The organism is Reichenbachiella carrageenanivorans (assembly GCF_025639805.1).
GTDB classification, from domain to species: Bacteria; Bacteroidota; Bacteroidia; order Cytophagales; family Cyclobacteriaceae; genus Reichenbachiella; species Reichenbachiella carrageenanivorans.
In genome coordinates this window covers 4,453,015-4,476,927 of the sequence record NZ_CP106735.1, presented here as the reverse complement: position 1 = coordinate 4,476,927, position 23,913 = coordinate 4,453,015, and the positions used below count along the sequence as shown (strand labels likewise).

22 protein-coding genes are annotated in these 23,913 nt (G+C 41.0%); 14 read left to right on the top strand and 8 right to left on the bottom strand.

The features are described from left to right. Positions 1 to 4: 4 nt before the first annotated feature. Both N7E81_RS18075 and N7E81_RS18070 read right to left on the bottom strand, forming a co-directional pair. Complete coding sequence (locus N7E81_RS18075; protein WP_263051007.1) at positions 5 to 892, bottom strand: nucleotidyltransferase family protein; 888 nt, start codon at positions 890 to 892, stop codon at positions 5 to 7. A 48-nt stretch (positions 893 to 940) separates the two neighbouring features. Beyond that, on the bottom strand, positions 941 to 2,035 hold the full coding sequence (locus N7E81_RS18070) for an amidohydrolase family protein (protein ID WP_263051006.1): 1,095 nt from the start codon (positions 2,033 to 2,035) through the stop codon (positions 941 to 943). Between the two features lie 106 nt (positions 2,036 to 2,141). On the opposite strand from N7E81_RS18070, the gene N7E81_RS18065 reads away from it, so the two are divergent. The 3 genes from N7E81_RS18065 to N7E81_RS18055 are packed head-to-tail and all read left to right on the top strand — an operon-like array spanning position 2,142 to position 3,438. Next, complete coding sequence (locus N7E81_RS18065) at positions 2,142 to 2,489, top strand: hypothetical protein (RefSeq protein WP_263051005.1); 348 nt, start codon at positions 2,142 to 2,144, stop codon at positions 2,487 to 2,489. Positions 2,490 to 2,507: 18 nt separating this feature from the next. Then, positions 2,508 to 3,164, top strand: a complete 657-nt coding sequence (deoC, locus tag N7E81_RS18060; protein WP_317624055.1) for a deoxyribose-phosphate aldolase — start codon at positions 2,508 to 2,510, stop codon at positions 3,162 to 3,164. After that, positions 3,157 to 3,438, top strand: coding sequence for an acylphosphatase (locus tag N7E81_RS18055; RefSeq protein WP_263051004.1), 282 nt, complete (start codon positions 3,157 to 3,159; stop codon positions 3,436 to 3,438). The genes deoC and N7E81_RS18055 overlap by 8 nt, the downstream gene beginning before the upstream one ends. Here N7E81_RS18055 and N7E81_RS18050 read toward each other — a convergent pair. After that, on the bottom strand, positions 3,435 to 3,986 hold the full coding sequence (locus N7E81_RS18050; protein ID WP_263051003.1) for a hypothetical protein: 552 nt from the start codon (positions 3,984 to 3,986) through the stop codon (positions 3,435 to 3,437). The genes N7E81_RS18055 and N7E81_RS18050 overlap by 4 nt on opposite strands. A 248-nt stretch (positions 3,987 to 4,234) precedes the next feature. On the opposite strand from N7E81_RS18050, the gene N7E81_RS18045 reads away from it, so the two are divergent. Then, positions 4,235 to 7,492, top strand: coding sequence for a TonB-dependent receptor (locus N7E81_RS18045; RefSeq protein WP_263051002.1), 3,258 nt, complete (start codon positions 4,235 to 4,237; stop codon positions 7,490 to 7,492). Between the two features lie 175 nt (positions 7,493 to 7,667). Here N7E81_RS18045 and N7E81_RS18040 read toward each other — a convergent pair whose 3' ends face one another. The 5 genes from N7E81_RS18040 to tilS form a co-directional block, all read right to left on the bottom strand. Further along, positions 7,668 to 9,605 (bottom strand): methyl-accepting chemotaxis protein, encoded by a 1,938-nt coding sequence (locus N7E81_RS18040; protein ID WP_263051001.1) that lies wholly within the window; start codon positions 9,603 to 9,605, stop codon positions 7,668 to 7,670. A gap of 2 nt (positions 9,606 to 9,607) precedes the next feature. Then, a complete protein-coding gene (locus N7E81_RS18035) occupies positions 9,608 to 9,946 on the bottom strand; it encodes a hypothetical protein (protein ID WP_263051000.1) in 339 nt (112 codons plus the stop codon). Positions 9,947 to 10,369: 423 nt separating this feature from the next. Then, entirely contained in the window at positions 10,370 to 11,296 is a 927-nt protein-coding gene (locus N7E81_RS18030; RefSeq protein ID WP_263050999.1) for a malate dehydrogenase, read from the bottom strand. A 139-nt stretch (positions 11,297 to 11,435) separates the two neighbouring features. Beyond that, entirely contained in the window at positions 11,436 to 11,960 is a 525-nt protein-coding gene (locus N7E81_RS18025; RefSeq protein WP_263050998.1) for a Crp/Fnr family transcriptional regulator, read from the bottom strand. Beyond that, the gene (gene tilS / locus N7E81_RS18020) at positions 11,953 to 13,290 is read right to left on the bottom strand and encodes a tRNA lysidine(34) synthetase TilS (protein WP_263050997.1); all 1,338 of its coding nucleotides are present in this window, start codon (positions 13,288 to 13,290) and stop codon (positions 11,953 to 11,955) included. Before tilS ends, N7E81_RS18025 begins: the two co-directional genes overlap by 8 nt. Positions 13,291 to 13,421: 131 nt before the next feature. Here tilS and N7E81_RS18015 point away from each other — a divergent pair, with 131 nt between their 5' ends. The 10 genes from N7E81_RS18015 to N7E81_RS17970 all read left to right on the top strand — a co-directional run bounded on the left by N7E81_RS18015 (position 13,422) and on the right by N7E81_RS17970 (position 23,851). Next, on the top strand, positions 13,422 to 15,095 hold the full coding sequence (locus N7E81_RS18015; RefSeq protein ID WP_263050996.1) for an OstA-like protein: 1,674 nt from the start codon (positions 13,422 to 13,424) through the stop codon (positions 15,093 to 15,095). A gap of 75 nt (positions 15,096 to 15,170) precedes the next feature. Next, a complete protein-coding gene (locus N7E81_RS18010) occupies positions 15,171 to 15,986 on the top strand; it encodes an outer membrane protein assembly factor BamD (RefSeq protein ID WP_263050995.1) in 816 nt (271 codons plus the stop codon). Between the two features lie 2 nt (positions 15,987 to 15,988). Beyond that, on the top strand, positions 15,989 to 16,312 hold the full coding sequence (locus N7E81_RS18005; RefSeq protein ID WP_263050994.1) for a DNA-directed RNA polymerase subunit omega: 324 nt from the start codon (positions 15,989 to 15,991) through the stop codon (positions 16,310 to 16,312). 12 nt (positions 16,313 to 16,324) lie between these two features. Next, positions 16,325 to 17,527: a bifunctional phosphopantothenoylcysteine decarboxylase/phosphopantothenate--cysteine ligase CoaBC gene (coaBC, locus tag N7E81_RS18000; RefSeq protein ID WP_263050993.1), complete on the top strand. Its 1,203-nt coding sequence runs from the start codon at positions 16,325 to 16,327 to the stop codon at positions 17,525 to 17,527. Then, positions 17,508 to 18,413 (top strand): type IX secretion system protein PorD, encoded by a 906-nt coding sequence (porD, locus tag N7E81_RS17995; protein ID WP_263050992.1) that lies wholly within the window; start codon positions 17,508 to 17,510, stop codon positions 18,411 to 18,413. Before coaBC ends, porD begins: the two co-directional genes overlap by 20 nt. Before the next feature lie 110 nt (positions 18,414 to 18,523). Next, positions 18,524 to 20,179 carry a DNA repair protein RecN gene (locus N7E81_RS17990; protein WP_263050991.1) on the top strand — a complete coding sequence of 552 codons (1,656 nt, stop codon included), beginning with the start codon at positions 18,524 to 18,526 and terminating at the stop codon, positions 20,177 to 20,179. 176 nt (positions 20,180 to 20,355) lie between these two features. Next, complete coding sequence (locus tag N7E81_RS17985) at positions 20,356 to 21,168, top strand: enoyl-ACP reductase FabI (protein ID WP_263050990.1); 813 nt, start codon at positions 20,356 to 20,358, stop codon at positions 21,166 to 21,168. Positions 21,169 to 21,299: 131 nt separating this feature from the next. Then, positions 21,300 to 22,109 (top strand): 4-(cytidine 5'-diphospho)-2-C-methyl-D-erythritol kinase, encoded by an 810-nt coding sequence (gene ispE / locus N7E81_RS17980; RefSeq protein WP_263050989.1) that lies wholly within the window; start codon positions 21,300 to 21,302, stop codon positions 22,107 to 22,109. A 376-nt stretch (positions 22,110 to 22,485) separates the two neighbouring features. After that, on the top strand, positions 22,486 to 22,824 hold the full coding sequence (locus N7E81_RS17975; protein ID WP_263050988.1) for a T9SS type A sorting domain-containing protein: 339 nt from the start codon (positions 22,486 to 22,488) through the stop codon (positions 22,822 to 22,824). Positions 22,825 to 23,512: 688 nt separating this feature from the next. Further along, positions 23,513 to 23,851 carry a T9SS type A sorting domain-containing protein gene (locus tag N7E81_RS17970; protein WP_263050987.1) on the top strand — a complete coding sequence of 113 codons (339 nt, stop codon included), beginning with the start codon at positions 23,513 to 23,515 and terminating at the stop codon, positions 23,849 to 23,851. Positions 23,852 to 23,913: the final 62 nt, after the last annotated feature.

Below are 23,913 nucleotides of genomic sequence, written 5' to 3'. Positions count from 1 at the left end.
GAAATCATACCCAAAGTGGACTAGGATATTTGCCAGAAGCCACATAGCCTTGGATGGCTTTAGCAGCGTAGCTTGCATCTTCTTTATATGTGACGCCAAACCACTTTGCGCCAGAGTGCAAAACGGAGACTTCGATCATTCCTTTTTTGATCATTTGGTCGATCACGGTAGGGATTTGATATTCGTCTTTAGTGAGGTCTTTTGCTGTGTTGAGAAAATCTTTGAACTGAGTTTTTAGTTCGCTAAACAGGTTGTTTTGGAAGCCCCAGAAGTTCATAGATGCTAATCCTTCGGTGATTTCTTGATTTCCATCAGCTATGATTTTGTCGCCTTGTGCATGGATACCGTGTGTTTCTACGATGGAGGCTAAAAAGCCATTGGTATCACTGATGGAGATGCCACGAGATACGGTGCCATTGGCAGATAGGGTGTTAGCCAAATCATAGCCGATCATGCTGTAGTTGTTGGGGGCGGTATGAGATTGGAGATAGCTGGCCATAGTGCTGAAAGCATCCTTGCCGTAGTAGTCATCCGCATTGATCATAGCAAAACTCCCGTCTATTTGGTCACAGGCACTCATGATGGCGTGTGCTGTTCCCCAGGGTTTTAATCTTGCGGCCTGAATATCGGCAGGGATCATTTCAGTGTATAGATCTTGGTAAGCATAGGAGATTTTATTTTTCACAGTGGTCATTTTATCGACTAGTTCGAAGGTGTCTTGTTCCACGTCTTTGTTGATCACGAGTACGACTTGGTTAAAGCCATTGTTGAGTGCGTCGTAGATGCTGTATTCCATGATTGTTTCACCATGAGGACCCATGGGGGCTACTTGTTTGGCTCCGCCAAATCGGCTCCCGCGTCCAGCAGCCAGTATGAGTAAAGTAGGTTTCATTATAAATTTATTAGTGTATTGGATTAGCTAATGGCTTGCAAGATAATATTACTCGGGAAATAATGAACTGTCGATATTTGGAATCACTTGAACTGCATTTTTGTAATACAATTTCTTCAGTACTTCATCACTCAAGTCTAAGCCATACATCTTCCAATAGGCATGATATTTCTTGTAGTAAGGGAAGTATTCATCTGCGGTCTCTAATACACGAAAGTAAGTGTAGTATTGCTCTTTGTTATAGGCATCTTTGCCAAACATAACTCGGTCTTGATACTTGGTCAGAAAGGCGTTGGCTGCTCTGGGTTGCCGGCCGAGTTCGGCTATCACGGCACCAATCTCGGAATACATGTTAGGGTATTTGTCCATGAGCTGGCCTAGAGTGGTCAAATCATTGGCATACCAGCCCAAGTGCGCATTGATAAATTTGGTGTTTGGGTGTTTCTCAAATACATGATGTTGTTCGGCGATGATCTGCTCCCAGGGAGCGGGATCATTAGGGCCTCGTTTGCGCCCAGGTTTGGTTTTTAGTTCTAGCCAGCGTTCGTTGTTTTCGTCGTGATCATCCCAGAATGGTTTTGGATCTGCGGAATGTATCAGAACAGGAATACCCAATTCGCCACATTTGGCCCATATAGGGTCTAGTCTTGGGTCATCTACTGCTATGCGCTTGCCGTCTTGATCTGTATGGCGGAGGCCGAGGCTTTTGTATATTTTCAGTCCATTAGCACCTGCTTTTACGTCGCGCGAGAGTTGGTCTACGGTGTTTATGGTCCAATTTTTATCATCTATGTTGTCGAAGGATAGATTGGTGAAAATGATAAACCGGTTGGGTGCATTTTTCTTTACGTTTTGCATTACACCCTCGAAATGTTCGTCACTGCCTCGCCCACGTCCGCTCAAGTTTACCATTACGGCCATATTGAGGTCGTCCATGTCATGAAGGAGCGGTCTGAGATCTTGTGTATTCATGCCAAATTGATGGTTGTGTACGTCTATAAAGGGGTATTTAGCTTTGGTGACCTGATGTTCGGTAACCACAAGTGTGGAGGGAGGGTTGTAGGATTCAAAGTCCATGGTTTGGGCGTGCGCCAAAATAGAAAAACCTAAAGTAATTGTTAGGAGGAAGTATCTTATTTTCATGTGCTATATTTTAAGAAAGTGATTGGTTATTTAAACCAAAAAACAAAAGGAGAGTTGTGCAATAATAGATTTTGTTTTCGTTATTTTGTGAAATTACAAAGTGTCTATGCGATTTCTATTTTTATTCTGTTTCGGAATATTTTTCATCCTACTATCCAACGAATCTTTAGCACAGACTTCTCGTGAGTCTGAGGCGAACCCTGCGTCTAGCCAGTCTCAGATTTTTCAATCTAAGAAAAAGGCCTCTAAAAAATCGTATAATAAGAAAAACGATCAAGGAATCAAGGAGTATGAGGCATTGATGAAGGCCAATAAGAAAAAATATAGGAAAAGAGAAAAGGGAATGAAGAAACCTCAGTATTCTGATCCGAGCTATTTCGGTCATAAAAAGAAACCTAAAAAACGTCCACTCAAAAAACGCAAATTTTGTGAGGAGTGTGGGATCGTTCACTAGCTTGTTTATCTTTCATTAGTGATTGAGCATCCTAATACCTATATAGAACATACCTTGCTGAAAATAGATCTGACTGATCGAGAGGTGGATCAGTTGATATCAGAAGCAAAACGCTATCAGTTTATTGGTGTTTGTATTCCTCCGTTTTGGGTAAAGAAAGTCAGTCGTGAGTTAGAAAATTCAACCATCCAGCTAGTGACTGTGATAGGCTTTCCCCTTGGTTACCAGCAAACAGCCTCTAAATTACATGAGATAGAAATGGCTATCGCAGATGGCGCCGACGAATTGGATCTGGTGATGAATGTGTCTGCTTTCAAGTCAGGAATGAATTGGTCGAAAATAGAAATGGCTAAAGCTGCTCAGTTGGCACATCAGCAGCAAAAGATCTTAAAAATAATCGTAGAAACCGCTTTGCTTACTAAGGAAGAAATAGCACAGGTGTCGAAGATCGTTTCCGATGCTGGCGCCGATTATATCAAGACTTCTACAGGGTTTGCTTCACGCGGAGCTAGTATAGACGACATCGAAATCATGAAAGCAAATGTAGCTCCCCATGTAGGAATCAAAGCTTCAGGAGGGATCAAGTCGCGTGAGCAGTTGGAAGCACTGGTGAATGCGGGTGCAGATCGAATAGGTACTTCTGCAGGCGTACAAATCATGAAAGCCTATGAATAAAGAATTGATTGGGCGATCGATACTCGTGTCGGGCAAGGTACAAGGCGTATTCTACCGGGCATCTACGGCAGATGAAGCTAGCAAGTTAGGACTCGAAGGTTGGGTAAAAAACTTGCCAACAGGAGAGGTGATGATAGAAGTGTTTGGAGAGAAACCCGATATAGATCAATTGATCGCATGGTGCTGGCAAGGATCTCCCTTGGCCAAAGTATCGAAGGTAGAAGTAGAAGAAGTGCCTTTTAGAAAAGGGGGGCTATTTATGGTTCTGTATTAAGAGGCCTTTCTTAGCATTTTTTCTTTGAGAATTACTCGCTTCACACCGTTGCGTTTGAGGATTTTGATTTCAAAATATTCATTGATTAGACCTTTTACCGCGTTTCTTACAAACGTAAGGTTCCTCTTGCTTTCGTTGAAGATAGTGAGTTGGAGAATACCTTTTATGACACTAGGATTTTCAGTGAGATCATGTGCCCATCGGTCGAAGGTTTCACCCCATTCTTCCTTGTATTTCTCTTCGTGAGACTTGCCATCCCAGATGATCTCAAGCTGATTGTCACCATATTTGTATCGGTAGGCAACACACAAGTTTTCATATATACCTTCCAGTTCTTCAATGTTCTCAAATTGGTAATCTAAGATTTGTTGGTAGGTATCGTCTACTAGTCCAAGTGGGTTGAAGTGGATGCTGTACTTTTGAATAGTGATACTAACTAGACGCTGAGCTAGATCTGTGAAAATTTGATCCTGAGCCGTTTTGAGGAGGATATTTTTATCCTTATCGAAACTTTGAAGAAATGATGTCTGGTTGATGACCTTATCCAATGTGTGTTGTTAACAAGTTATACACAAAAGTAGGTAGGATTATCATTAATTGAAAGGTAATGATTTGATAATAAAATCAGAAAGAGGAAGGAGTGTGCATTATTTAAAATTGCAGTGAGAAAGCAATTTGATCTAGTCGGATTTCCAATATAGTTTTGCTATTAATCCAATTGCTTGATTAATTAAACTATTTTTAAAAGAGTAATACAAGACTCATTCAAACCCATTATTAACTAATTATACTCATTATGAAGCAGAAAATTACACTTTCTAGCATACTCATGACTATCGGATTGCTTCTTGGCGGTCTGACAGCAATAGCACAAGGAGTAACCACCTCTGGAATGAACGGAAAAGTGGTAGACGAAAATTCAGAAGCCTTAATAGGAGCTACTGTAATCGCCATACACCAACCGACTGGTACTAAGTACGGTTCTGTTACCAATATGGATGGTTATTATTATTTCTCAAGTATTCGTGTAGGTGGCCCTTATAAGGTTACAGTTACTTATATCGGGTTTGAAACCCAGACAGTAGAGGGAATAAATCTTGCACTAGGTGAAAAGCGAAATATTGATTTTACTATTTCAAGTCAAACAGATGAATTGGAAGAAGTAGTGATTACTGCTGCTACTGACGATGTGATCAACTCTGGTAGGACTGGAGCAGCAACCAACGTTAGTACAGAAACTTTGAACACTAACCCATCAGTGAACCGTTCGATCGAAGATTTCGTAAGGCTATCGCCACAGGCGGCATCAGGTGTAGGCAATGGTGGTGTGTCTATAGCAGGAAGCAACAGTAGATACAACAACGTAACAGTAGATGGAGCCATTAATAATGATGCTTTTGGTCTCAATGCGGACGGTATGCCTGGTAGCAGTTCAGGTTCTGAGCCTATCAGTTTAGATGCAATCGAAGAAATTTCAATATTGGTAGCTCCTTATGATGTGACTAAAGGTTCATTTACTGGAGGAGGTATCAATGCTGTCACAAGAAGCGGTACCAATGAAGTTGATGGTTCGGTTTATTACTACACGCGTAGTGAGAAAATAGCTGGAAAAACCTTGAGCGATGAACCTGAGAGACAATCACCATTTTTTAATAGACAGTATGGAGCTAGAGTAGGTGGGCCGATCATTAAAGACAAACTGTTCTTCTTTGCAAGTGCAGAGCATCAAGTAGCCGAAACACCTAACCAAATTGGATTGGTGAGTCAATCTACACTCGATAGCTACAGTACAGTACCTTCTAATGTGGCTAACATCAGTACAGAAACAGCACAATCAGTGAAGGATTATCTGATGACTAATTACGGTTATGACGCAGGTACCTATGGGGCACTCGCTCCTCAAACTAAAAACACTAAGCTTTTTGGAAAAATCGATTGGAATATCAATGACAATCATCAAATTACTTTTAGACATAGTTATTTAAAGGCGACGGATGAGAATATCAGTAGAAATCAAAACTTTCTGCAATTTTCAAATAATGGTTATTTGAATGATGTGGAAAGCAACTCTTCAATTATTGAGCTTAGAAGTCGAATTGGAGATAACATGTCTAACAACATGATCGTGGGATATACTAGTCTTAACAGGAAAAGAAACTTAGATGACTATGGTGATATGTTTCCTCAAGTGGAAATCGATACAGATGATGGAACAACAATCATCGCAGGTACACAGAGAAGCTCAGTAGGCAATGAACTTCGTCAGGGTATTGGTCAGTTTACCAACAACTTTACTATTTTCAAAAACAGACATGTGATCACTCTGGGTACTCATAATGAGTTTTTCAAGATCTACAATTCGTTTGTAAACCGATACCCAGGGCACTATGAGTATGATGGGTTAGATAATTTCTTGAATGATCAACTAGGGACTAATGGTCGATTTAGAGTAAGGTACTCGTTAGATTATTACAATGATAGATTTCAGCCAGTAGATCTTAGATTCTTGCAGAGTGGATTCTACATTCAGGATGAATGGGAAGCTACTGATAAACTTAAGTTGACAGGTGGATTAAGGTTAGATGTTCCATTCTTCTTAGATGAGCCTAATGCCAATCCTCAGTTTGAGCAAGAGTTTGGAATTGATACACAAGATATGCCAAGTGGACAATTGCTATGGTCTCCTAGAGTAGGGTTCAATTATGACCTCAAAGGAGATGAATCAGTGCAGCTTCGTGGGGGAGTGGGTATCTTCACTGGTAGAGTGCCATTTGTTTGGATATCAAATGCCTATTCAAACTCAGGAGCTACTACCTCTTTGGCGGATGTAAGAGCTAGTTCTGCTAATGTGCCACTTTACCCTGATGGAAACCGTACATACGAATATTATATAGCGGATGTACTGAATGTAGGTGTAGATGATCCAGCTGTAAGAGCTGAGATAGAGGCAAGACAAGCCAACGCTCCTACGTCGCAAATCGATGCTTTGGATTCGGAGTTTAAAATGCCTCAAAATTTAAGGGCTAATTTAGCGGTTGATGCCAAGCTTCCATTTGGGATGACAGGTACATTTGAAGCGATCTACTCAAAGGTGATCAATGGTATTCAGTATCAAAACCTACAGGTTAAAGATGCAGACGGAACCATTCCAGTAGAAGACAATAGACCTACATTTCCTAGTGAATCTGTGAGTCCAAATTTCAGTGATGTGTTCCTTTTGACCAATACAAACAAAGGGTACCAATACAGCTTTACAGGCCAGTTGAGCAAGACAACCAAAAACCTGTCTGCCATGATTGCTTATAACTACGGAGTGTCTAAGGACGTGAACGGAGGTACAAACACGACTGCCAACTCAGGGTGGGAATTTAACCCAACGCCAGGTAGCCCTAATGAAGCGATCGTGAGTTATGCTGTATGGGATTTGAGACATAGAATAGTAGCTAATTTCAACTACTTGTTCGATTACTCAGATTATGCTTCTACGTCAGTAGGTGTATTCATTAGTTCACAATCTGGATCTCCATTCTCATATATGGTTAATGGTGATTTGAACAATGATGGTTCTTACGGTAATGATCAGGCTTATATTCCTGCTGATCAAAGTGAGATTATTTTCGGAGAAAACGGAGTGCCTGCTAGTGCGGCAGATCAAGCAGCTATGTGGAATCAGTTAGATGCGTTTATCGAAAGAGATGCTTACTTAAGCGAGCATAGAGGTGAGATAGCTGAAAGAAACGGTGCTAGAACTCCTTGGACTGGTGTGATTGATATGAGAATAATGCAAGAGTTTAAACTCAAATCAGGAAACAAAGTCAATAGACTACAGATTTCATTAGATATCGAAAACGTAGCCAACTTACTGAAGAGCGATTGGGGAAGACAATATGCTGTAAACTTCAACACGTACAACTTGCTACAGTTGGAGGGATTTGATGCGGCCACTGGTAGACCTGTCTATAACTACTCAGACAGAGATGAAGCCTGGACAGTCAACAACAGTGCTTCTATTTGGAGAATGCAATTAGGCTTTAGATACCTATTCGGTAACTAAGCCACTCAAGAAGAAACAAGGTGTAAAAAATCCCGACTGGTTATGTGCCAGTCGGGATTTTTTTATAAGTAGGTAGGTGTTTGTATGTGTGGTGGATGGGTAGGGAAAGCAAAGTAGGTCACCAGTATGAACGAAATAAACTTTGAAAACCGAACCGACAAACCAGCTATGGTAGTTAGTTCAAAGTAAACTGCTTCATGGATGTTTTCAATTCTTTGCCCATGGTGTTTAGTACTTGGGAATTGTTGTTGAAGTCTTTCATTCCATTTGATAATTCATTGGCTGAACTGGCCACCTCTTCAGAGCCAGTGGCAAATTGCTCCGATATTAAAACAACTGATTCTATTGCATTAAATACGTCTGATATGCGTTTGGTTTGCGAATCAGTGATGTCCTTTACTTTATTAGAGAGCTCTAGTGTTTGTTTAGAAGATTCTGAAATCACATGAAGTATTTTATGGGTTTTTTTAGTGGAATTGACACCACTTTTAATGTTTTCATTCATGTGTTTCATTAGGTTAGCTGCCATGTCAGTGTCTTCTTGTACTGCTTTTACTAATAGGCTGATTTCTCCAGTAGATCGCTTGGCGCCTTCTGCTAAGTTTCTGATGTTTTCAGCTACTACGGCAAAACCCTTTCCGTCCTCACCCGCTTTTGCCGCTTCAATGGCAGCATTCAATGCCAGTAGGTTGGTTTGTGTGGCTATTTCAGATATTACGTTTAAGATCCCTGATATTTCATTTGATCTTGTAGAAAGCACCTGGATAGATTCCATGGTTTTGTCAGAATAATTAGCAATGTTCTCAATGTCGCTTACCACTGTTTCGACCACATTTTTACCTTCTTCACTATTTTGAACCCCTTTTTTAGCTGAGCCATTTATTTCTTCTACAAAAGAGTCCATTGTCTTAGCAGCGTCTACTACTTGCTCTATTATGTTGGAGGTCTTTTCAATATCTTTTAATTGATTTTGAGCACCTGCACTCATTTTTGCTATTGCGTTAGCAATTTCATTGGTACTGATGTCCATTTCATGACCAGAGGTTAGCATTTCTTCAGTAGCGAGTTCTATTCTTTTAATTCCATTATCTACTTTGAGTGTAAGTTCTCTCAAGCTTCCAAGTGCACTATTCAGGTTTTCGAACATATCTTGTATGTCTCCTTTCGAATCGGTAGAGAGCCTGTCGGTCAGTATGCCACGAGACATGTTTTGCGCTACATCATTGATTCGATAGACAGGTACAGCTATAGACTCCAAAAGGCTATTGATAGAGCTAGATAAATCTTTCCATACGCCATGCTTGTCTTTAGTCAGCATTCGGGCTTTCAAATTTCCGTCCCGGCTGGCGCTATTTACTACTTGGTTGGTTTCTACGATAATATTGTCAATGATATTGGTGAATTCTTCGCCCAATGAAACCAGAGCCATATTAATAGATTGATGTTTTTTGTCCTGAGAGCTTTTGTTGGTAATTCTCGAAGCAACCTCTTCTACATTTAGAGCCAGTGCATTCATTTCGTCCAATTGTGCCTCCAATTGTGCGGCTCCCAAATATCTATTCTTCGTTTGTTGGTTGAGTCGATAGGCTACCCAAGCTGCTGTGATCACACCTACTACTGCTAGCCCCATGTGATAAGCAAATGTCATGTCGGTGAGCTCGCTCATGTTAATGAAATAGCGAAGATATTCTGGATGCCCTTGATTAATTAGAATGTAAATTGATACATGGTGAATTACAATGATTGCTGCAAAAGGAATGTACACTCGCCAGTCTTGGTATATGATCAAGAATATAGGCATAATGAAAAACCAAAAGTGCATTTCGTATAACCCGTGCAATTGTATTAGATACTGAATCATGTACAGTGCCATCACAGAAGCGCCGATCATCCGAGAGAAGAGTCTAGTACCGAAAAATCGTACGGCTACTAGGTTCATAGAGAACAACAGTGTACCCATTCCGAGTCCCAGTGTCCAGGTATTATAATGAAAAGAAATAAGCACACCGAATAGCCACAGCCCAATGACCATATACGAGATGGTATGGTCTGATTGCCGAAGGACTTCGGCCATGTGCTTTTTATACTTTAATAAACTTACTTGCTCTGACATAATTATAATTTGCTTAATTCACATCCTGTAGGTAATAGTTGGTAGGCTGGAAAAATAGGCGGGTCAGATTGGTTGTATAAGAATTTTAAGGCGATGGCAGGTGCCGACCATTGAATGTCGGTGGGTCCACATAGGCCGTTTTTGTTGTTATAATTTCCACTGAAGAATACAGTGCCATCAGTTTCTATTAGCATGGCGTGGGGGGTAGACATTACTCTGAAATAGTTGAATAACTCACCTTGAGGATCTTTTATTGTTTTGATGTAATGAGGTAGGTCTATTGTATGATTTGAATCTTGATCAATGATATAAAAATCAAAATCCTCTTGATAGTTTTTCATAAACCTCGGGATGTGTTCGAGATTAATTCTTGCCGATCGACAATCCCGATTAAAGAAGTGAAGAAAAATAGGTTTCTGTGGGGCGCTTTCTAAAAAATGGAAATCAATTTTTTCGGTTGCCGAAAATGATTTTGATGGGGGAATGGGTAGATAATACTGAAACTCTTCTACCCATATAATGTACAGAGCTAAACAGAATGAAATACCAATAAAAGAACCTGCTATAAGCTGGTGAATCAATTTCATCATACTAAAACCTTAGGAGCGCAGTTTTAGTTAGATATATTTTTGTTTTAAAACGACAAAAGTACCACGTTTGTTTGTCTTGGAGAAACTTTGTTTTACAAAAAAAAGCTCCCGTCTGAGAATCAGAGGGGAGCTTTTTGGGAATTCGGCTATGAGCCGGTATTTTAACTTTAAGTCTTACAACTCAAGTGCGTCGTTCATTTTGCGAACAGCAGCAGCGCTGGCTTCGAATTTAGCCTTTTCATCGTCGTTTAGTTTGAAGTCTACCACTTCTTCCCATCCGTCTTTGCCGACGATTACTGGTACACCTACACAGATGTCTTTCTGTCCGTATTCACCTTCTAGGTATACAGAAGCAGACATCAATTTTTTCTGGTCTCTTACGATGGCTTCTACCACAGCTGCACCAGCCGCACCAGGTGCATACCATGCAGAAGTACCAAGCAAGCCAGTCAAAGTAGCACCACCTACCATAGTCGCTTTAGCTACTTCTTCTAATTTTTCTTCAGATAGATAGTTAGATACAGGCGTAGAGTTGTAAGTAGCTAACCTTGTCAAAGGAATCATAGTGGTGTCGCCGTGTCCACCGATTACTACACCTTGTACATCGTTAGGGTTGCACGCTAGTGCCTCTGCTAGTCTGTATCTGAATCTTGCACTGTCCAAAGTGCCACCCATACCGATGACTCTGTTTTTTGGCAATCCGCTGCTTTTAGCAGATAGGTAAGTCATCGTGTCCATAGGGTTAGAGATTACCACTAGGATAGCATCAGGAGAATGCTTGATCAAGTTTTCAGTCACAGACTTCACAATACCAGCATTGGTGCCGATCAGTTCTTCTCTAGTCATGCCTGGTTTTCTTGGAATACCAGAAGTGATCACTACTACTTTAGATCCTGCAGTTTTGCTGTAGTCTCCCGTAGTACCAATGACATTAGCGTTGAACCCATTAAGGGTTGCGCATTGGTTGAGATCCATTGCTTTGCCTTCTGCAAAACCTTCCTTGATATCAAGGATTACCACTTCATCAGCCAATTCTTTCATGGCTACGTACTCAGCTACGCTGGCGCCTACGTTTCCGGCACCTACTACGGTTACTTTCATCTTGTTTGTGTTTTTATATTTCTAAATTAGGGATCTATTTCTGGCGCAAAAATAGCCAAATTTCATGCTTAATTGCCATAATCGAGTGATTTCTTGGTAGGAAAGCACTATCGTAAGGTTGCTGTTCTTATAGGCGTATTTAGATCTTGCCTTGATAGACCTTACTTAGTTCGAAAAAGCCAAAGTGGGATTTGTACACTTTGAATAGCTGGGTCGTGTATTCGTTGTACAATTCAGCAAAAACAGTCATGACTTTGGCGCGTACGTCAGGGTGATCTTGGAGGATTTCCATCAAGTTGATTTGGGGGATAACATACAGTTGCGCCTTTTCAGAAGTGACTACGGTCGTGTATATTCTTTTTGCATCATCTAGTAGGCTGTTGTCACCAAATATATTGCCCCTGTGGGCTTCAGCTAATTGCTCGAATTTGTTGTTTACATCTACTGATAGTGATACCGATCCTCGTTTTACTATATACAAAGCATGGCTGGGGTCGCCAGAGAAAAACACTACTTCGTCTTGCTGGTACGTACGCAAGTACATGCTGGGCAGAAAGAGCGCCAACTCTTCTTCGGTGAGCTTTTCGAAATGTCTAGTTTGTGCCAAAAACGCAATAAGATCAAGTTCTTCTTCGCTGTATTTTTTCTTGAATGGATTAAACATGGCTGGTCATTTTGATGATCAATATGCGTTTGGTTTTTGATGTGATTTTGTAGCGTTCGTCGATCCGGTGTCCGGCCACCCAGATGATGTCGTTTCCCGATTCGAATAGTGCCACACGCAATTTCAAGTTTACGGGAATTTTCTCATCAATCATAAAATCGCTTAGCTTTTTTTTGCCCTTCATGCCTAGCGGATAAAAGCTGTCGCCTTGTTTCCAATTTCTGATTTTTAAAGGAAACTGAACGAGGTCTGCATCTAGGCAAGCTGTATTTTTATCTTTTGGCCAATTGTTACTCACTTCGACTGTAGTCAATGTGAAATTCGCATATGGAGTAGAGACTTTTGGGTTTTCAATAGTTACGCTTTCGTTAAACAAGGTATCCTCTTGTGGGGCAATGAGTAGACCATTACGATCCAAGGCGAGTGTGTATTTTGCTGAGAGGTATTGTTTGCCTATAGATCGAGTTGCGATGGATTCACTTATAGAAAAGCATTGATTTGCATTGAAACCAAAAGGTTTAAGAATTTCGATCAGTATTGCTATGCCCCCTTGCGTCTCTTCATACCAGTTTAGCGCAAGCGTATGGCAGTCGTTTGCTTCTGAGAGATATTGTGAGTTGATTGATTGTACGGTATGTTGGAGTAGTTTTTCCAGGGCTTCAAACCTTCGACTGTTTTGTAGCATGGTTTGCTCTAAGCCAGGGTTGATTTGTTTTAATTCTGGAATCACATGCAGCCTCAATCTGTTGCGACTGTATTTGCGCTCAAGGTTGGAGGCATCTTCTCGCCAAGTGAGCTGGTGTGATTTGGCATACGCTTCTATATCTTTTCTTTCGGTACCTAGCAAAGGGCGGCGCAGCGAATCATGCTTGAGCGGGATGCCTCTCAGTCCAGCGATGCCCGTGCCCTTGGAGAGGTTGTAGAGCATAGTCTCTACTTGGTCATTGGCATGGTGCGCGGTGAGGAGGTGTGTGTAGCCATGCTCTTGCATCAGTTTATCGAACCACTCGTAGCGCAATGCTCTCGCTGCCACTTGCGTGGAAAGTTTTTTTTCGGCGGCAAATGCTTGGGTGTCGAAAGCCTTCAAGTGTAGCACTAGGCCGTATTCATTAGCAAAACCGGTTACAAAATCGGCATCCTCGTTAGAGGCTTGGCCTCGCAGTTGGAAGTTGCAATGTGCTATTGCTAGTTGATATCCAGCAGTGTGAAGCAAATGCACAAGAACGATGGAGTCTACGCCGCCACTCAATGCTACCAGTAGCCGATCCGAAGGGGCGAAGAGTTGTTCTTTATTAATGAACTTTTCGAAAGATTTTTGAAGTGTATTCAATCTGAAGAAATTTTGACCAAACTTAGTTTTTTTTCGTTAGGGATACGAACGAACGTGACTCATTTGATCTCTGTTTTAGTTGTTTACTTATCTCAAGGATTCCATGTAGCTTTGCCTCATATTTTTACACTATGCGAAATACTTTTCTGTTTTGGTTGATTTGTGCTGTGACATTATCGTCGGGTGCAATGGCTCAAAAAGGCGACAAAATCAAATACAAGGCCGATCGGCTCACCAATTCACGCCAAGGCAATGTGCGTTATAAAAAGCTACTGCACAATGTGGTATTCACTCAAAAATCGACTACTGTCTATTGTGATTCCGCTTATTTTTATTCCAAGACCAACGAGATGGAGGCATTTGGGCGAGTGCGGATCGTGGACGATTCTGTAACCATCACATCCAAAAAGTTGATTTATAAAGGAAACGAAGGCATGGCTTTGCTTAGAGAAGACGTAGTCTATCGAAAAGGTCGTAAGGTGCTTTATACAGATATTTTGGATTACAATTTACTTACCGAAGTGGGGGAGTTTAAAGAGCATGGTAAGCTGGTGGATGAACAAAATACACTGACCAGTACATATGGGGTCTATCATTCTAAGAGCAGTCAAGCCTTCTTTTACAAGAAAGTGTTACTTGTTTCGCCAGATTTCAACCTCAAGGCCGATACCTTAGAATATTCATCAATTTCAAAAATAGCAGTAACCAAGGGACCTACCTATATAGAGCGGAAGGACGGAACTACTGTAGATGCAGATGGGGGCAGGTTCAAGACGGCGTATGACCAAACGACCTTCGATGAAGGTACGATTGAAACCAAAAACTACGTGGTGACAGGGGATGAGATTTTTCTCGATGAGAAGAAGAAATTTTATACAGCCAAAGGAAATGTAGTGATGACATCCAAAAAAGATGATATTCTGATCTTTGGAGATAAGGCCGTATACGATAAAAATGCTGGAGTGAGTACCGTGTATGGCCGTCCATTGATGAAGCGTATCATGCGTCAGGATACTTTTTTTATGGTTTCGGATACCTTGGTATCCATAGAGAATGTAGACAAGGACAAAGAGCGAATATTGGCTTTTCACAATATCTTGATGTACAAGCTAAACATGCAAGGGAAGTGTGATTCGGTGGCCTACTTTACTTCTGACTCTACCATACATATGTATAACGACCCTGTGATATGGAATAAAAATAGCCAAATGGAATCTGATAGTATCGATTTGCTATTCAAAGATGATATTCTTAAAACCATGACGCTGCGACGAAAAGCCTTTCTCATTTCTATAGATACACTAGGGCAACACAATCAAATCAAAGGCCGTAAGATGATTGGCAATTTCAACGAATATGGGGATCTACAAGAGATGGACATCAATGGCAATGGAGAGAGTCATTACTTTGTGTTGAAAGGAGATAGCGTCATGATTGGTATGAATAAGATCTTTTGTAGCAAAATGACGCTGCGTTTCAAAGATAATTTGCTAAACAATATCTCCTTTTATACCCAACCAGAAGCTAAATTTATCCCCCCTCATGAATTGGATGAAGAGCAAATGTTTTTGGAGGAATTTGACTGGCGAGATGATGAACGACCAGAGCTCTATGAGGTAGCTACATACTATAAGCCAGGAGATAAGGTGACTAAAAAATCTGTATTGAAAGATAAGATGAAAAAAATGCTGGAAGAGAATAAAGATCAAATAGATGTAGGTAAGAAAATCCTACAAGAAGGCAATAAAAATGAAGCCATGAAGCAACTAAATTCCGCTCAAGATCATTTGCTTAAGGAGCGTTAGACCGTCCGTAGACTGGATGAATCTCATCTCGATATTTTATTGTATTTAAACTAAAGAAGCTATATTTGCAGGCTTATGCGAAAAACGAGGGTTTTAGGGAATTTTGTACTGGTTTTAGTAGCAGTTTTGGCTGTTTCTTGTAGTGAATTTAAAAGACTGCAAAAAAGTACAGATTGGCAAATGAAGTATGAAGCCGCTCTTCGCTACTACGAAGAAGAGGAGTATTACAAAGCTGGCGTTTTGTTCGATCAGGTACTTCCGATTATCAAGGGGACACTAGATGCCGAAAAAGCCAGTTTCTATAGAGCTTATTCTTACTTTCATCAAGGACAATATATTCTTAGTGGAAGCTATTTCAATGAATTTGCTACGATCTACTCAAGAAGTGACTGGGCGATAGAAGCCGCTTATATGGCAGCCTATTCGTCGTACTTGCAGTCTCCAGATTACAACTTGGATCAGAGCAGTACCTATACTGCTATCAACGCATTTCAGGCTTTTATCAATAGAAATCCATATAGCGAATATGCGGAACCCGCAACGAAGTATATCGATGAACTTCAAAGAAAGCTGGAGAAAAAGGCATTTGAAAATGCTAAACAATATCATAAACTCGAAAGGTGGGAAGCCGCACGAGTGGCCTTTGAGACTTTTGCAGATGAATTTCCAGACTCTAAATTAAATGAAGAGATACTTTACTTCGCAGTGGACTCTGAATTTAGCTATGCTAAGCAAAGTATTCGCTCTAAGCAAAAAGAGCGTTATCAAAAAACTATAGACCTATACGAGGACTTTATAGACAAATACCCTAATAGTGAATTCGCTAAGAAGGCTGAAAAGTTTTATGTGGAAGCACTTGAAGAAACGAAAAAATTATCTAAAAATTCATAATAATGGCGGTTAAACCATCAATTGTAACAAGAGATATTACTGAGTTGTCATCATCTACAGGCAACATATACAAATCTCTAAATGTGATTTCTAAAAGAGCAAGACAAATTTCTTCTAACGTAAGAGAAGAGTTGAGCGGGAAATTGGCAGAATTTGCATCTACAGTGGACAACCTTGAGGAAATCTTCGAAAACAGAGAGCAAATCGAAATTTCTAAGTTTTACGAAAGAATGCCAAAGCCAACCATCGTGGCTATCGAGGAATTTTCTGAAGGGAAAATTTTGGTGAGAGATGCGGTGAAAGAAGAAGGCGGCATCGAAATTTAATTTGCCCCCCTAATGCTGACGGGGAAGAAAATATTACTTGGAGTATGCGGCAGTATTGCCGCATACAAATCCGCTCTACTGATCAGATTACTGGTCAAGGCTGGCTGTGAAGTGCGGGTAGTAATGACCCACTCAGCCAAAAGCTTCATTACGCCACTCACTCTTGCTACACTATCCAAGCACCCTGCGGTATCCAGTTTTGAAAAGGATGACCAAGGGCAATGGGAAAACCATGTCGAATTGGGTCTTTGGGCCGATTTGTTTTTGGTAGCCCCAGCCAGTGCCAATACCATTGCCAAGATGGCTCATGGGATGTGTGATAATCTATTGTCTGCGGTTTATTTGTCTGTCAAATGTCCCGTCATGATTGCTCCAGCGATGGATTTGGATATGTACAAACATCCCGCTACTCAGCAAAATTTACAGACTTTACAAGCTTACGGACATCAAGTGCTCGATACCGAACATGGCGAGCTAGCCAGTGGCCTCGTAGGAGAAGGACGAATGGCAGAGCCTGAACATTTGCTCCAGACTGTAGAAGGTCATTTCAATAAAAAAAAAAGATTTGAAGGCAAGCAAGTGTTAATTACTGCTGGACCAACTTACGAAAAAATAGATCCCGTTAGGTTTATTGGCAATCATTCCTCTGGAAAAATGGGGTTGGCTTTGGCACACGTATTCGCCAGCGAAGGAGCTCAGGTACAGCTTATTGCAGGACCAGGTAACTACTTAGTAACCTCAGAAGCCATTACAGTGACACGCGTATCCTCTGCTGATGATATGTTTGACGCAGTCTCTAGTCGATTTGATCAAGCAGATGTTTCTGTGTTTGCAGCAGCAGTGGCAGATTATAGACCTGCGGCGCCAGCCGAAGAAAAGATCAAAAAGTCTGGTGAGTCTATGACGATCGAGTTGGTGAAAAACAAAGACATTGCCGCAGAAATGGGTAAGCGCAAGGTTAAGAACCAGATCAATGTAGGCTTTGCCTTGGAGACCGAAAGAGAAGAAGAATATGCGCAGGAAAAAATGGCCAAAAAGAATTTTGACATGATCGTACTCAATTCTCTAAATGATAATGGCGCAGGGTTTTCTGTGGATACTAATAAAATTACTATCTTCAGCGTTGATCAAAAACCGAAGCTTTTTCCACTGAAGACGAAGCAGGTGGTTGCGGAAGATATTGTTAATTGCATATATGAAAAACTCCAGTCTTAGCATTTTTATCCTATTCCTATTGGGAGTCAGTGGCTATGCAAATGCCCAAGAGCTCAATTGTCAGGTAGCTGTAGAGGCCATTCAGATTGAATCTACCGAACGACGCGTTTTTGATGAGATGGAGGTTGAGTTTGCCAAATTCCTCAATGATAGAAAGTGGGCAGATGAGCGCTTCGAAAACAATGAGCGTATCAACTGCGGAATCAATATCACGTTGGAATCACAGCCTTCTTTGGGAAACTTTCAGGCTACGGTACAAGTAGTTTCGGCACGCCCTGTTTTCAATTCTACCTATGATGCCGTGATGATTAATTACGCTGATCGTGATTTTGATTTTGAATATACGGAGTCGCAACCATTGGATTTTCAGCCTACTACATTTATGTCTAACATCACATCCATTTTAGGTTTCTATGCTTATATGATTATCGCAAATGATTACGATTCATTTGAAAAGCTGGGAGGACAGCGGTACTACGAAGCGGCCTGGCAAGTGGTGAGCAATGCTCAGCAGTCTGGCTACAGCGGATGGGATCAGTTCAACAGTGTGAGAAATCGCTATTGGTGGGCAGAAAATAGCATCGACCAGGTGATGGAGCCTATGAGAGAGGCTATGTATGAGTACCACATCAAGGGTTTGGATATGATGGCAGACAATCCGGAAGAAGGAAGAACCAACATACTAGCTGCCTTGAAAAAAGTACAGGAGGTCAATCGGTCAAAACCACGAGCGATTATGGTTATTTCTTTCTTAGACGCCAAAATGGATGAACTAGTTGGTATTTTTTCTGAGGGAAATATGGCAGAGCGCAGAGAAGTATATAACATACTAAAGGCCTTGGAACCAGCCAAAACGGAGCAGTTTGGTAAGATTCTAGAAAACTAATCACTGGTCTTTTTCTTTCGTTGATAACTTTGAAAAAGATTATCAAATAGATAGCCCTAAAGTTTTTATTTTTGACGTCATTTTTCACCTTTTAGAAGCATAACCAATACATGATTTCCAGTTTGTCCATTAGTAATTATGCCTTGATCAAGAAGTTGCAATTGGAGCCAGATGCTGGTCTCAATATCGTGACGGGAGAGACAGGTGCTGGAAAATCGATCATGCTAGGTGCTGTTGGTTTGTTGCTGGGGCATCGGGCCGATACCAAAGCACTCTTAGATAAGGAAGTGAAATGTGTGGTAGAGGGGGAGTTTGATATTGCCAAATTAGGCTTGCACTCCTTATTCGAATCGGAGGACTTGGACTACGAAGATTCTACGATTATCCGTAGAGAAATCAACCCCAAGGGCAAATCTCGGGCGTTCATCAATGACGTGCCAGTGACCTTAGAGATCATGAAAACCATTGGGCTGCGACTGATCGATATTCATTCGCAAAACGAAAGTATCCAGCTAGGCAACAAGTCTGTGAAGGTGAAATTGTTGGATGATTATGCGCAGACCACTAAGGAATTGACCAAATTCCAATCGGACTATCAGGCATACAGTAAGCTTGCCAAGAAACTTTCAGACCTGCTCGAAGAAGAAAAATCGTCTAAGACTGACGAGGAATTTAAGAAATTTTTGCTTGACGAATTGGTGCAAGCCAATCTGCAAGAAGGCGAACAGACCAAGCTAGAAGATGAACTTCAAATCTTGGAACATGCCGAGGAAATCAAATTGAAACTGGCTCAGATTTCAACAGAATTTAGCGAAAGCGAAGTCTCTGTCAATGATCGATTGAAGGAAGCTGCTGCCATTCTGCGAAATATGGCCAGTTTTTCCAAGGACTTGGAAACGCTGAGTACGAGATTCGAATCCGCTACGGAGGAGATTGTTGATATTATTCACGATGTAGCAGGCATTCAGGCCAGTGTAGAACACAATCCCGCGCGGATGGAAGAGGTGAGCCAGCGGCTAGATTTGATCTATAAGCTGCAGCAAAAGCACAAGATAGGTGACGTAGAAAGGTTGCTCAAAATCCAGACACAGCTGGAAACTGAAACTTTAGGTGCGATAAACCTAGAGGAAGAGATCAAACAATTGAAAGTAGCTCAGGAGCAGCTAGAGCAAGAAATGGTTCGATCTGCTGAAATTCTTTCCGAGAAACGCAGAGGGCAAATTGATGTGTTTTCTGCATCGCTCAATGAGTTATTGGCTGAAGTAGGAATGCCCGATGGTCATGTGGAGTTTGTATACAAGCGAGTGGAGCCTTGGAAGTTAGGTGTAGATGAAATTGAAATACTATTCAGTGCCAATAAAGGCATCAAGCCGGAGCCTGTGGGTAATGTGGCTTCAGGTGGTGAATTTTCGAGACTCATGTTTTGTATCAAGTATTTACTAGCCAGTAAAACAGCCATGCCAACAGTGATTTTTGATGAAATCGATACGGGCGTGTCTGGGGAAATTGCCCTTAAAATGGCGAATATGATGCGAAGGATGTCGGATAATCACCAAATCATCTCGATCAGTCATTTGCCACAGATAGCGGCACGTGGTCAAGCGCATTACTTTGTTTATAAAAACAATGAAGCAGAAAAGGCCGAGAGTATGATTCGTAAACTAGAGCCAGCGGATCGTCTGGAAGAAATAGCCAAAATGATTGGAGGGGAGAATCCTTCGGATACCGCTCGCAATAGCGCAAGAGAACTAATTGAAATGGAGTGATCTTTTTCAAAGTTGATGCTTTAAACCATGGTTCATTATCTCATCCGGATGTGTTGGAAATACGAACTTTGGAAAAGTTAAAATGGGAGCTTGAGCCACTAAATACTGAATACTAAATACGAAATAGGGAGTAAAGTTTATCTTTACGATTTTATAACAAATAGAAACTAAATCAAATGTCTAATAATCTATTAAAAGGAAAAAGAGGGATCATTTTTGGTGCTTTGGACGAAAATTCAATTGCATGGAAAGTGGCTTTGAAAGCTCACGAGCAAGGTGCTTCATTTACATTGACCAATGCACCAATCGCTTTGCGTATGGGAGCGATCAACCAATTGGCAGAGCAGTGTGGATCTGAAGTGATTCCAGCAGATGCTACCTCTGTAGAGGACTTGGAAAATTTATTCACTAAGTCTCAGGAAGTTTTAGGTGGAAAATTGGATTTCGTACTGCATTCGATTGGCATGAGCCCGAATGTGAGGAAAAATAAAGAATACGGCGATTTGAACTACGACTGGATGCTCAAGACCATGGACATCTCTGCGATTTCATTTCACAAAGTGATGGCAGTAGCTGAGAAGCAAGACGCCATGAACGAGTGGGGTTCTATCTTGGCTTTGACTTACATCGCGGCGCAAAGAACCTTCCCAGATTATTCAGACATGGCGCAGGCCAAAGCAATGCTGGAGTCTATCGCTCGTAGTTATGGCGAAAGATTCGCACGTTTGAAGAAAGTAAGAGTAAATACGATCTCCCAGTCTCCGACCATGACTACGGCTGGTTCTGGAGTAGGCGGATTTAATGTATTCATGGACTATGCTGAGAAGATGTCGCCATTAGGCAATGCATCTGCTGCAGCATGTGCAGACTACTGTATCTCAATGTTCTCAGATTTGACCAAGATGGTGACAATGCAAAACTTGATGCACGACGGCGGATTCTCTTCGTCTGGTATCACGCAAGACATCATCGATCAGATGACTAAGTAAACTAAAACAGCGTCATTTCGACTGACGTAGGAAGGAGAAATCCCCAGCGGGCTGCACAGCCGCGGGGGATTTCTTTACACTTCGATTATTTCACTTCGGACATCCATCTCCCGACTTCTATCATATTTGCCATGATTGCCTTCCCCAACGCCAAGATCAACATCGGCCTCAACATTACCTCCAAACGAGCAGATGGCTATCACAATCTCTCTTCTTGCTTTTTACCCGTCGATTGGAAGGACGCACTAGAAATTGTACCTGCGGATCAGTTTGAGTTTACTTCATCTGGATTAGATATTCCAGGCGACAGCAGCGGCAATCTTTGTGTGAAGGCCTATCAGCTCCTAAAAGAAAAGCACGACATTCCACCTGTGAAGATGCACTTGCACAAGGTCATTCCTATGGGCGCAGGGTTAGGAGGCGGATCTGCGGATGGGGCTTTTGCTTTGAAGTTGTTGAACGATCAGTTTGAATTAGGTTTGACAAACACTCAACTCGAAGCTTACGCCAAAACACTAGGTGCGGATTGTCCTTTCTTTATTGACAACAAACCCAAGCTAGTCACAGGCATAGGAGAGGTGATGGAGGATGTCAGCATTGATTTGTCCGATTATTCAATCGTGGTGGTATTTCTGGGTATCCATGTGAGCACAAAGACTGCCTTTGCAGGCATCACACCCCAAGAGCCAGCATACGATCTTAAAACCATCCTCCAGCAATCCCCCAAATCTTGGCAAGGCACTGTGATCAACGACTTCGAAGAAACCGTCTTCGCCGCCCACCCAGAAATTCAAAAAATAAAAATACAACTTCTGGACTTAGGTGCAGACTACGCCTCCATGACAGGAACGGGGTCGGCAGTATTTGGGGTGTTTGAGATAGGAGTGAATTTGGAGGATAAAATGGGGGTATTCGATCGGTTCAAAGTTTGGATTAGCTGAGGTGTTTTCTGCTATTTCGGACTTTGGTGTTGTTATTACCAGCAAGCTGCTTCTAATGTGAAATTAGCTTGACGAATAGATAGTTTTGTCAAGCGACCTCTCAGTAACGTTAGACTAAAAACCAAGATTAGCAGTAAGCCCTTTTAGGTCTCATTTCTTTTATATGCCCTTTTGTAGTGTAAAATATGTCATGTGGCAGGTTTAAATATGTATTGCTCTAGTGTTTGTTTTTGGTCTGATTTCTCTTCACTAAATTCATCAGAAAACGGCTGCATTTCACCTTGTAAATAATGAAGCTCACCGGAATTTACTTTCGCTAGTCACCATTCGCCGTTAATCTTGCTACATAATTATTAAACAAGAAGAACAAATTCTTATGAAAGCTTTATCGTTAATCGTGATCGCCACCCTGACTTTATCATCAGTAGCTACTGCCAAAATTCACGGAGCAGGTACTAAGGAAACTGAGGAAATAAAGGCAAACATCGTAAACAGAAATGATAACATGGTTTTCGTGCAGCTAGAGAATCCTGTAGATAGTAAAGTAAGAATTGTAATCACCGATGAGGCAGGCGTTACGCTTTACAGCGAAACAGTAAAAAAGGATGTGAAAACGGTAAAAAGATACGATGTGTCTAACCTTCCTGCGGGAGTTTATTCTTACAAGGTGTATAATGGTGCATATAGCATCAAGAAAGAAATAGAAAAGAAATAACCGGTTTCGGTTCATTTCAAAAAGAACTTAATCGTTAAGTAGTTTTGTTTTTGTATCATGCAAAGTATCCTAGCCTGGCCGCTAGGATACTTTTTTTATGTCATGGTCTGTCTTAGCCTTCTCCTTTCATTTGCTCTAAATAGTAATACTCAAATTCAAATATTGAAAAGTCAGTGTAATGCTCAGCTTTAAAGGCTGATCTCTAAAGAGGGTTTCTATACTGGTTTTGTTTCCCTGGCTAAGGGAGTCGTTTCTTGTATTTTATGCGATCCTAAAAAGGCGAGGCCTATCATGTGCAACGAGCAGACGACTTCAATGTAAGTGGTTTGTGTTGTCAACTTCTCTCTTTATAAGGTGTTAATATTGTATTAATATTATCTTAATATTATTCTTTTTTGATTGCTTTTTGGACTCAGTTCTTGTCTTTGTGTAAATATAATTGCATGTTTTAATCTATTATTAAGTCTATTTTGAGGAGTATTTGTGTTTTTAAACTGCTGAATGACATAATAAAACATGTGATATAATTTAATTTCAAATAACGAGTAAAAATCACATATAAATTCATCTGTTTTTTGCTTCATTTCACCCTAAAAATAATGAAGCTCACCGAAATTTGCTTTCTCCAGTCGCGATTCGCCGCTATCCTTGCCTTGTAATTATTAAACACAACGAAAAATAATTCTCTATGAAAGTTTTATCATTATTAGTAATCGCCACCCTGACCTTGTCATCAGTAGCTACTGCCAAAATCCACGGAGCAGACGCTAAAGAAACTGCAGAAGTAAAGGCAAACATTGTAAACATAAATGGTAATATGATTTTCGTGCAGCTAGAGAATCCAGCAGATAGCAAAGTGAAAATTGTAATCACTGATGAAGCAGGTATTACGCTTTATAGCGAAACAGTAAAAAAGGATGTAAAAACGGTAAAAAGATACGATGTATCTAATCTGCCTGCAGGTACTTATTCATACGAAGTATACAATGATGCTTATAGCATCAAGAAAAAAATAGAAAAGAAATAACCTGAGTCATTCTCGGTTCATTTCAAAGAATTTAATCGTTAAGTAGTTTTGTTTTTGTATCA

Coding starts and splice junctions, on each gene's coding strand:
- N7E81_RS18005 (WP_263050994.1), top strand. CDS start 15,989: ATGGCGGTTAAACCATCAATTGTAACAAGAGATATTACTGAGTTGTCA.
- N7E81_RS18010 (WP_263050995.1), top strand. CDS start 15,171: ATGCGAAAAACGAGGGTTTTAGGGAATTTTGTACTGGTTTTAGTAGCA.
- N7E81_RS18065 (WP_263051005.1), top strand. CDS start 2,142: ATGCGATTTCTATTTTTATTCTGTTTCGGAATATTTTTCATCCTACTA.
- N7E81_RS17990 (WP_263050991.1), top strand. CDS start 18,524: ATGATTTCCAGTTTGTCCATTAGTAATTATGCCTTGATCAAGAAGTTG.
- N7E81_RS18055 (WP_263051004.1), top strand. CDS start 3,157: ATGAATAAAGAATTGATTGGGCGATCGATACTCGTGTCGGGCAAGGTA.
- N7E81_RS18015 (WP_263050996.1), top strand. CDS start 13,422: ATGCGAAATACTTTTCTGTTTTGGTTGATTTGTGCTGTGACATTATCG.
- ispE (WP_263050989.1), top strand. CDS start 21,300: ATGATTGCCTTCCCCAACGCCAAGATCAACATCGGCCTCAACATTACC.
- N7E81_RS17975 (WP_263050988.1), top strand. CDS start 22,486: ATGAAAGCTTTATCGTTAATCGTGATCGCCACCCTGACTTTATCATCA.
- N7E81_RS17970 (WP_263050987.1), top strand. CDS start 23,513: ATGAAAGTTTTATCATTATTAGTAATCGCCACCCTGACCTTGTCATCA.
- N7E81_RS18040 (WP_263051001.1), bottom strand. CDS start 9,605: ATGTCAGAGCAAGTAAGTTTATTAAAGTATAAAAAGCACATGGCCGAA.
- coaBC (WP_263050993.1), top strand. CDS start 16,325: ATGCTGACGGGGAAGAAAATATTACTTGGAGTATGCGGCAGTATTGCC.
- N7E81_RS18070 (WP_263051006.1), bottom strand. CDS start 2,035: ATGAAAATAAGATACTTCCTCCTAACAATTACTTTAGGTTTTTCTATT.
- N7E81_RS18045 (WP_263051002.1), top strand. CDS start 4,235: ATGAAGCAGAAAATTACACTTTCTAGCATACTCATGACTATCGGATTG.
- porD (WP_263050992.1), top strand. CDS start 17,508: ATGAAAAACTCCAGTCTTAGCATTTTTATCCTATTCCTATTGGGAGTC.
- N7E81_RS18030 (WP_263050999.1), bottom strand. CDS start 11,296: ATGAAAGTAACCGTAGTAGGTGCCGGAAACGTAGGCGCCAGCGTAGCT.
- N7E81_RS18035 (WP_263051000.1), bottom strand. CDS start 9,946: ATGAAAAACTATCAAGAGGATTTTGATTTTTATATCATTGATCAAGAT.
- N7E81_RS17985 (WP_263050990.1), top strand. CDS start 20,356: ATGTCTAATAATCTATTAAAAGGAAAAAGAGGGATCATTTTTGGTGCT.
- N7E81_RS18075 (WP_263051007.1), bottom strand. CDS start 892: ATGAAACCTACTTTACTCATACTGGCTGCTGGACGCGGGAGCCGATTT.
- N7E81_RS18025 (WP_263050998.1), bottom strand. CDS start 11,960: ATGTTTAATCCATTCAAGAAAAAATACAGCGAAGAAGAACTTGATCTT.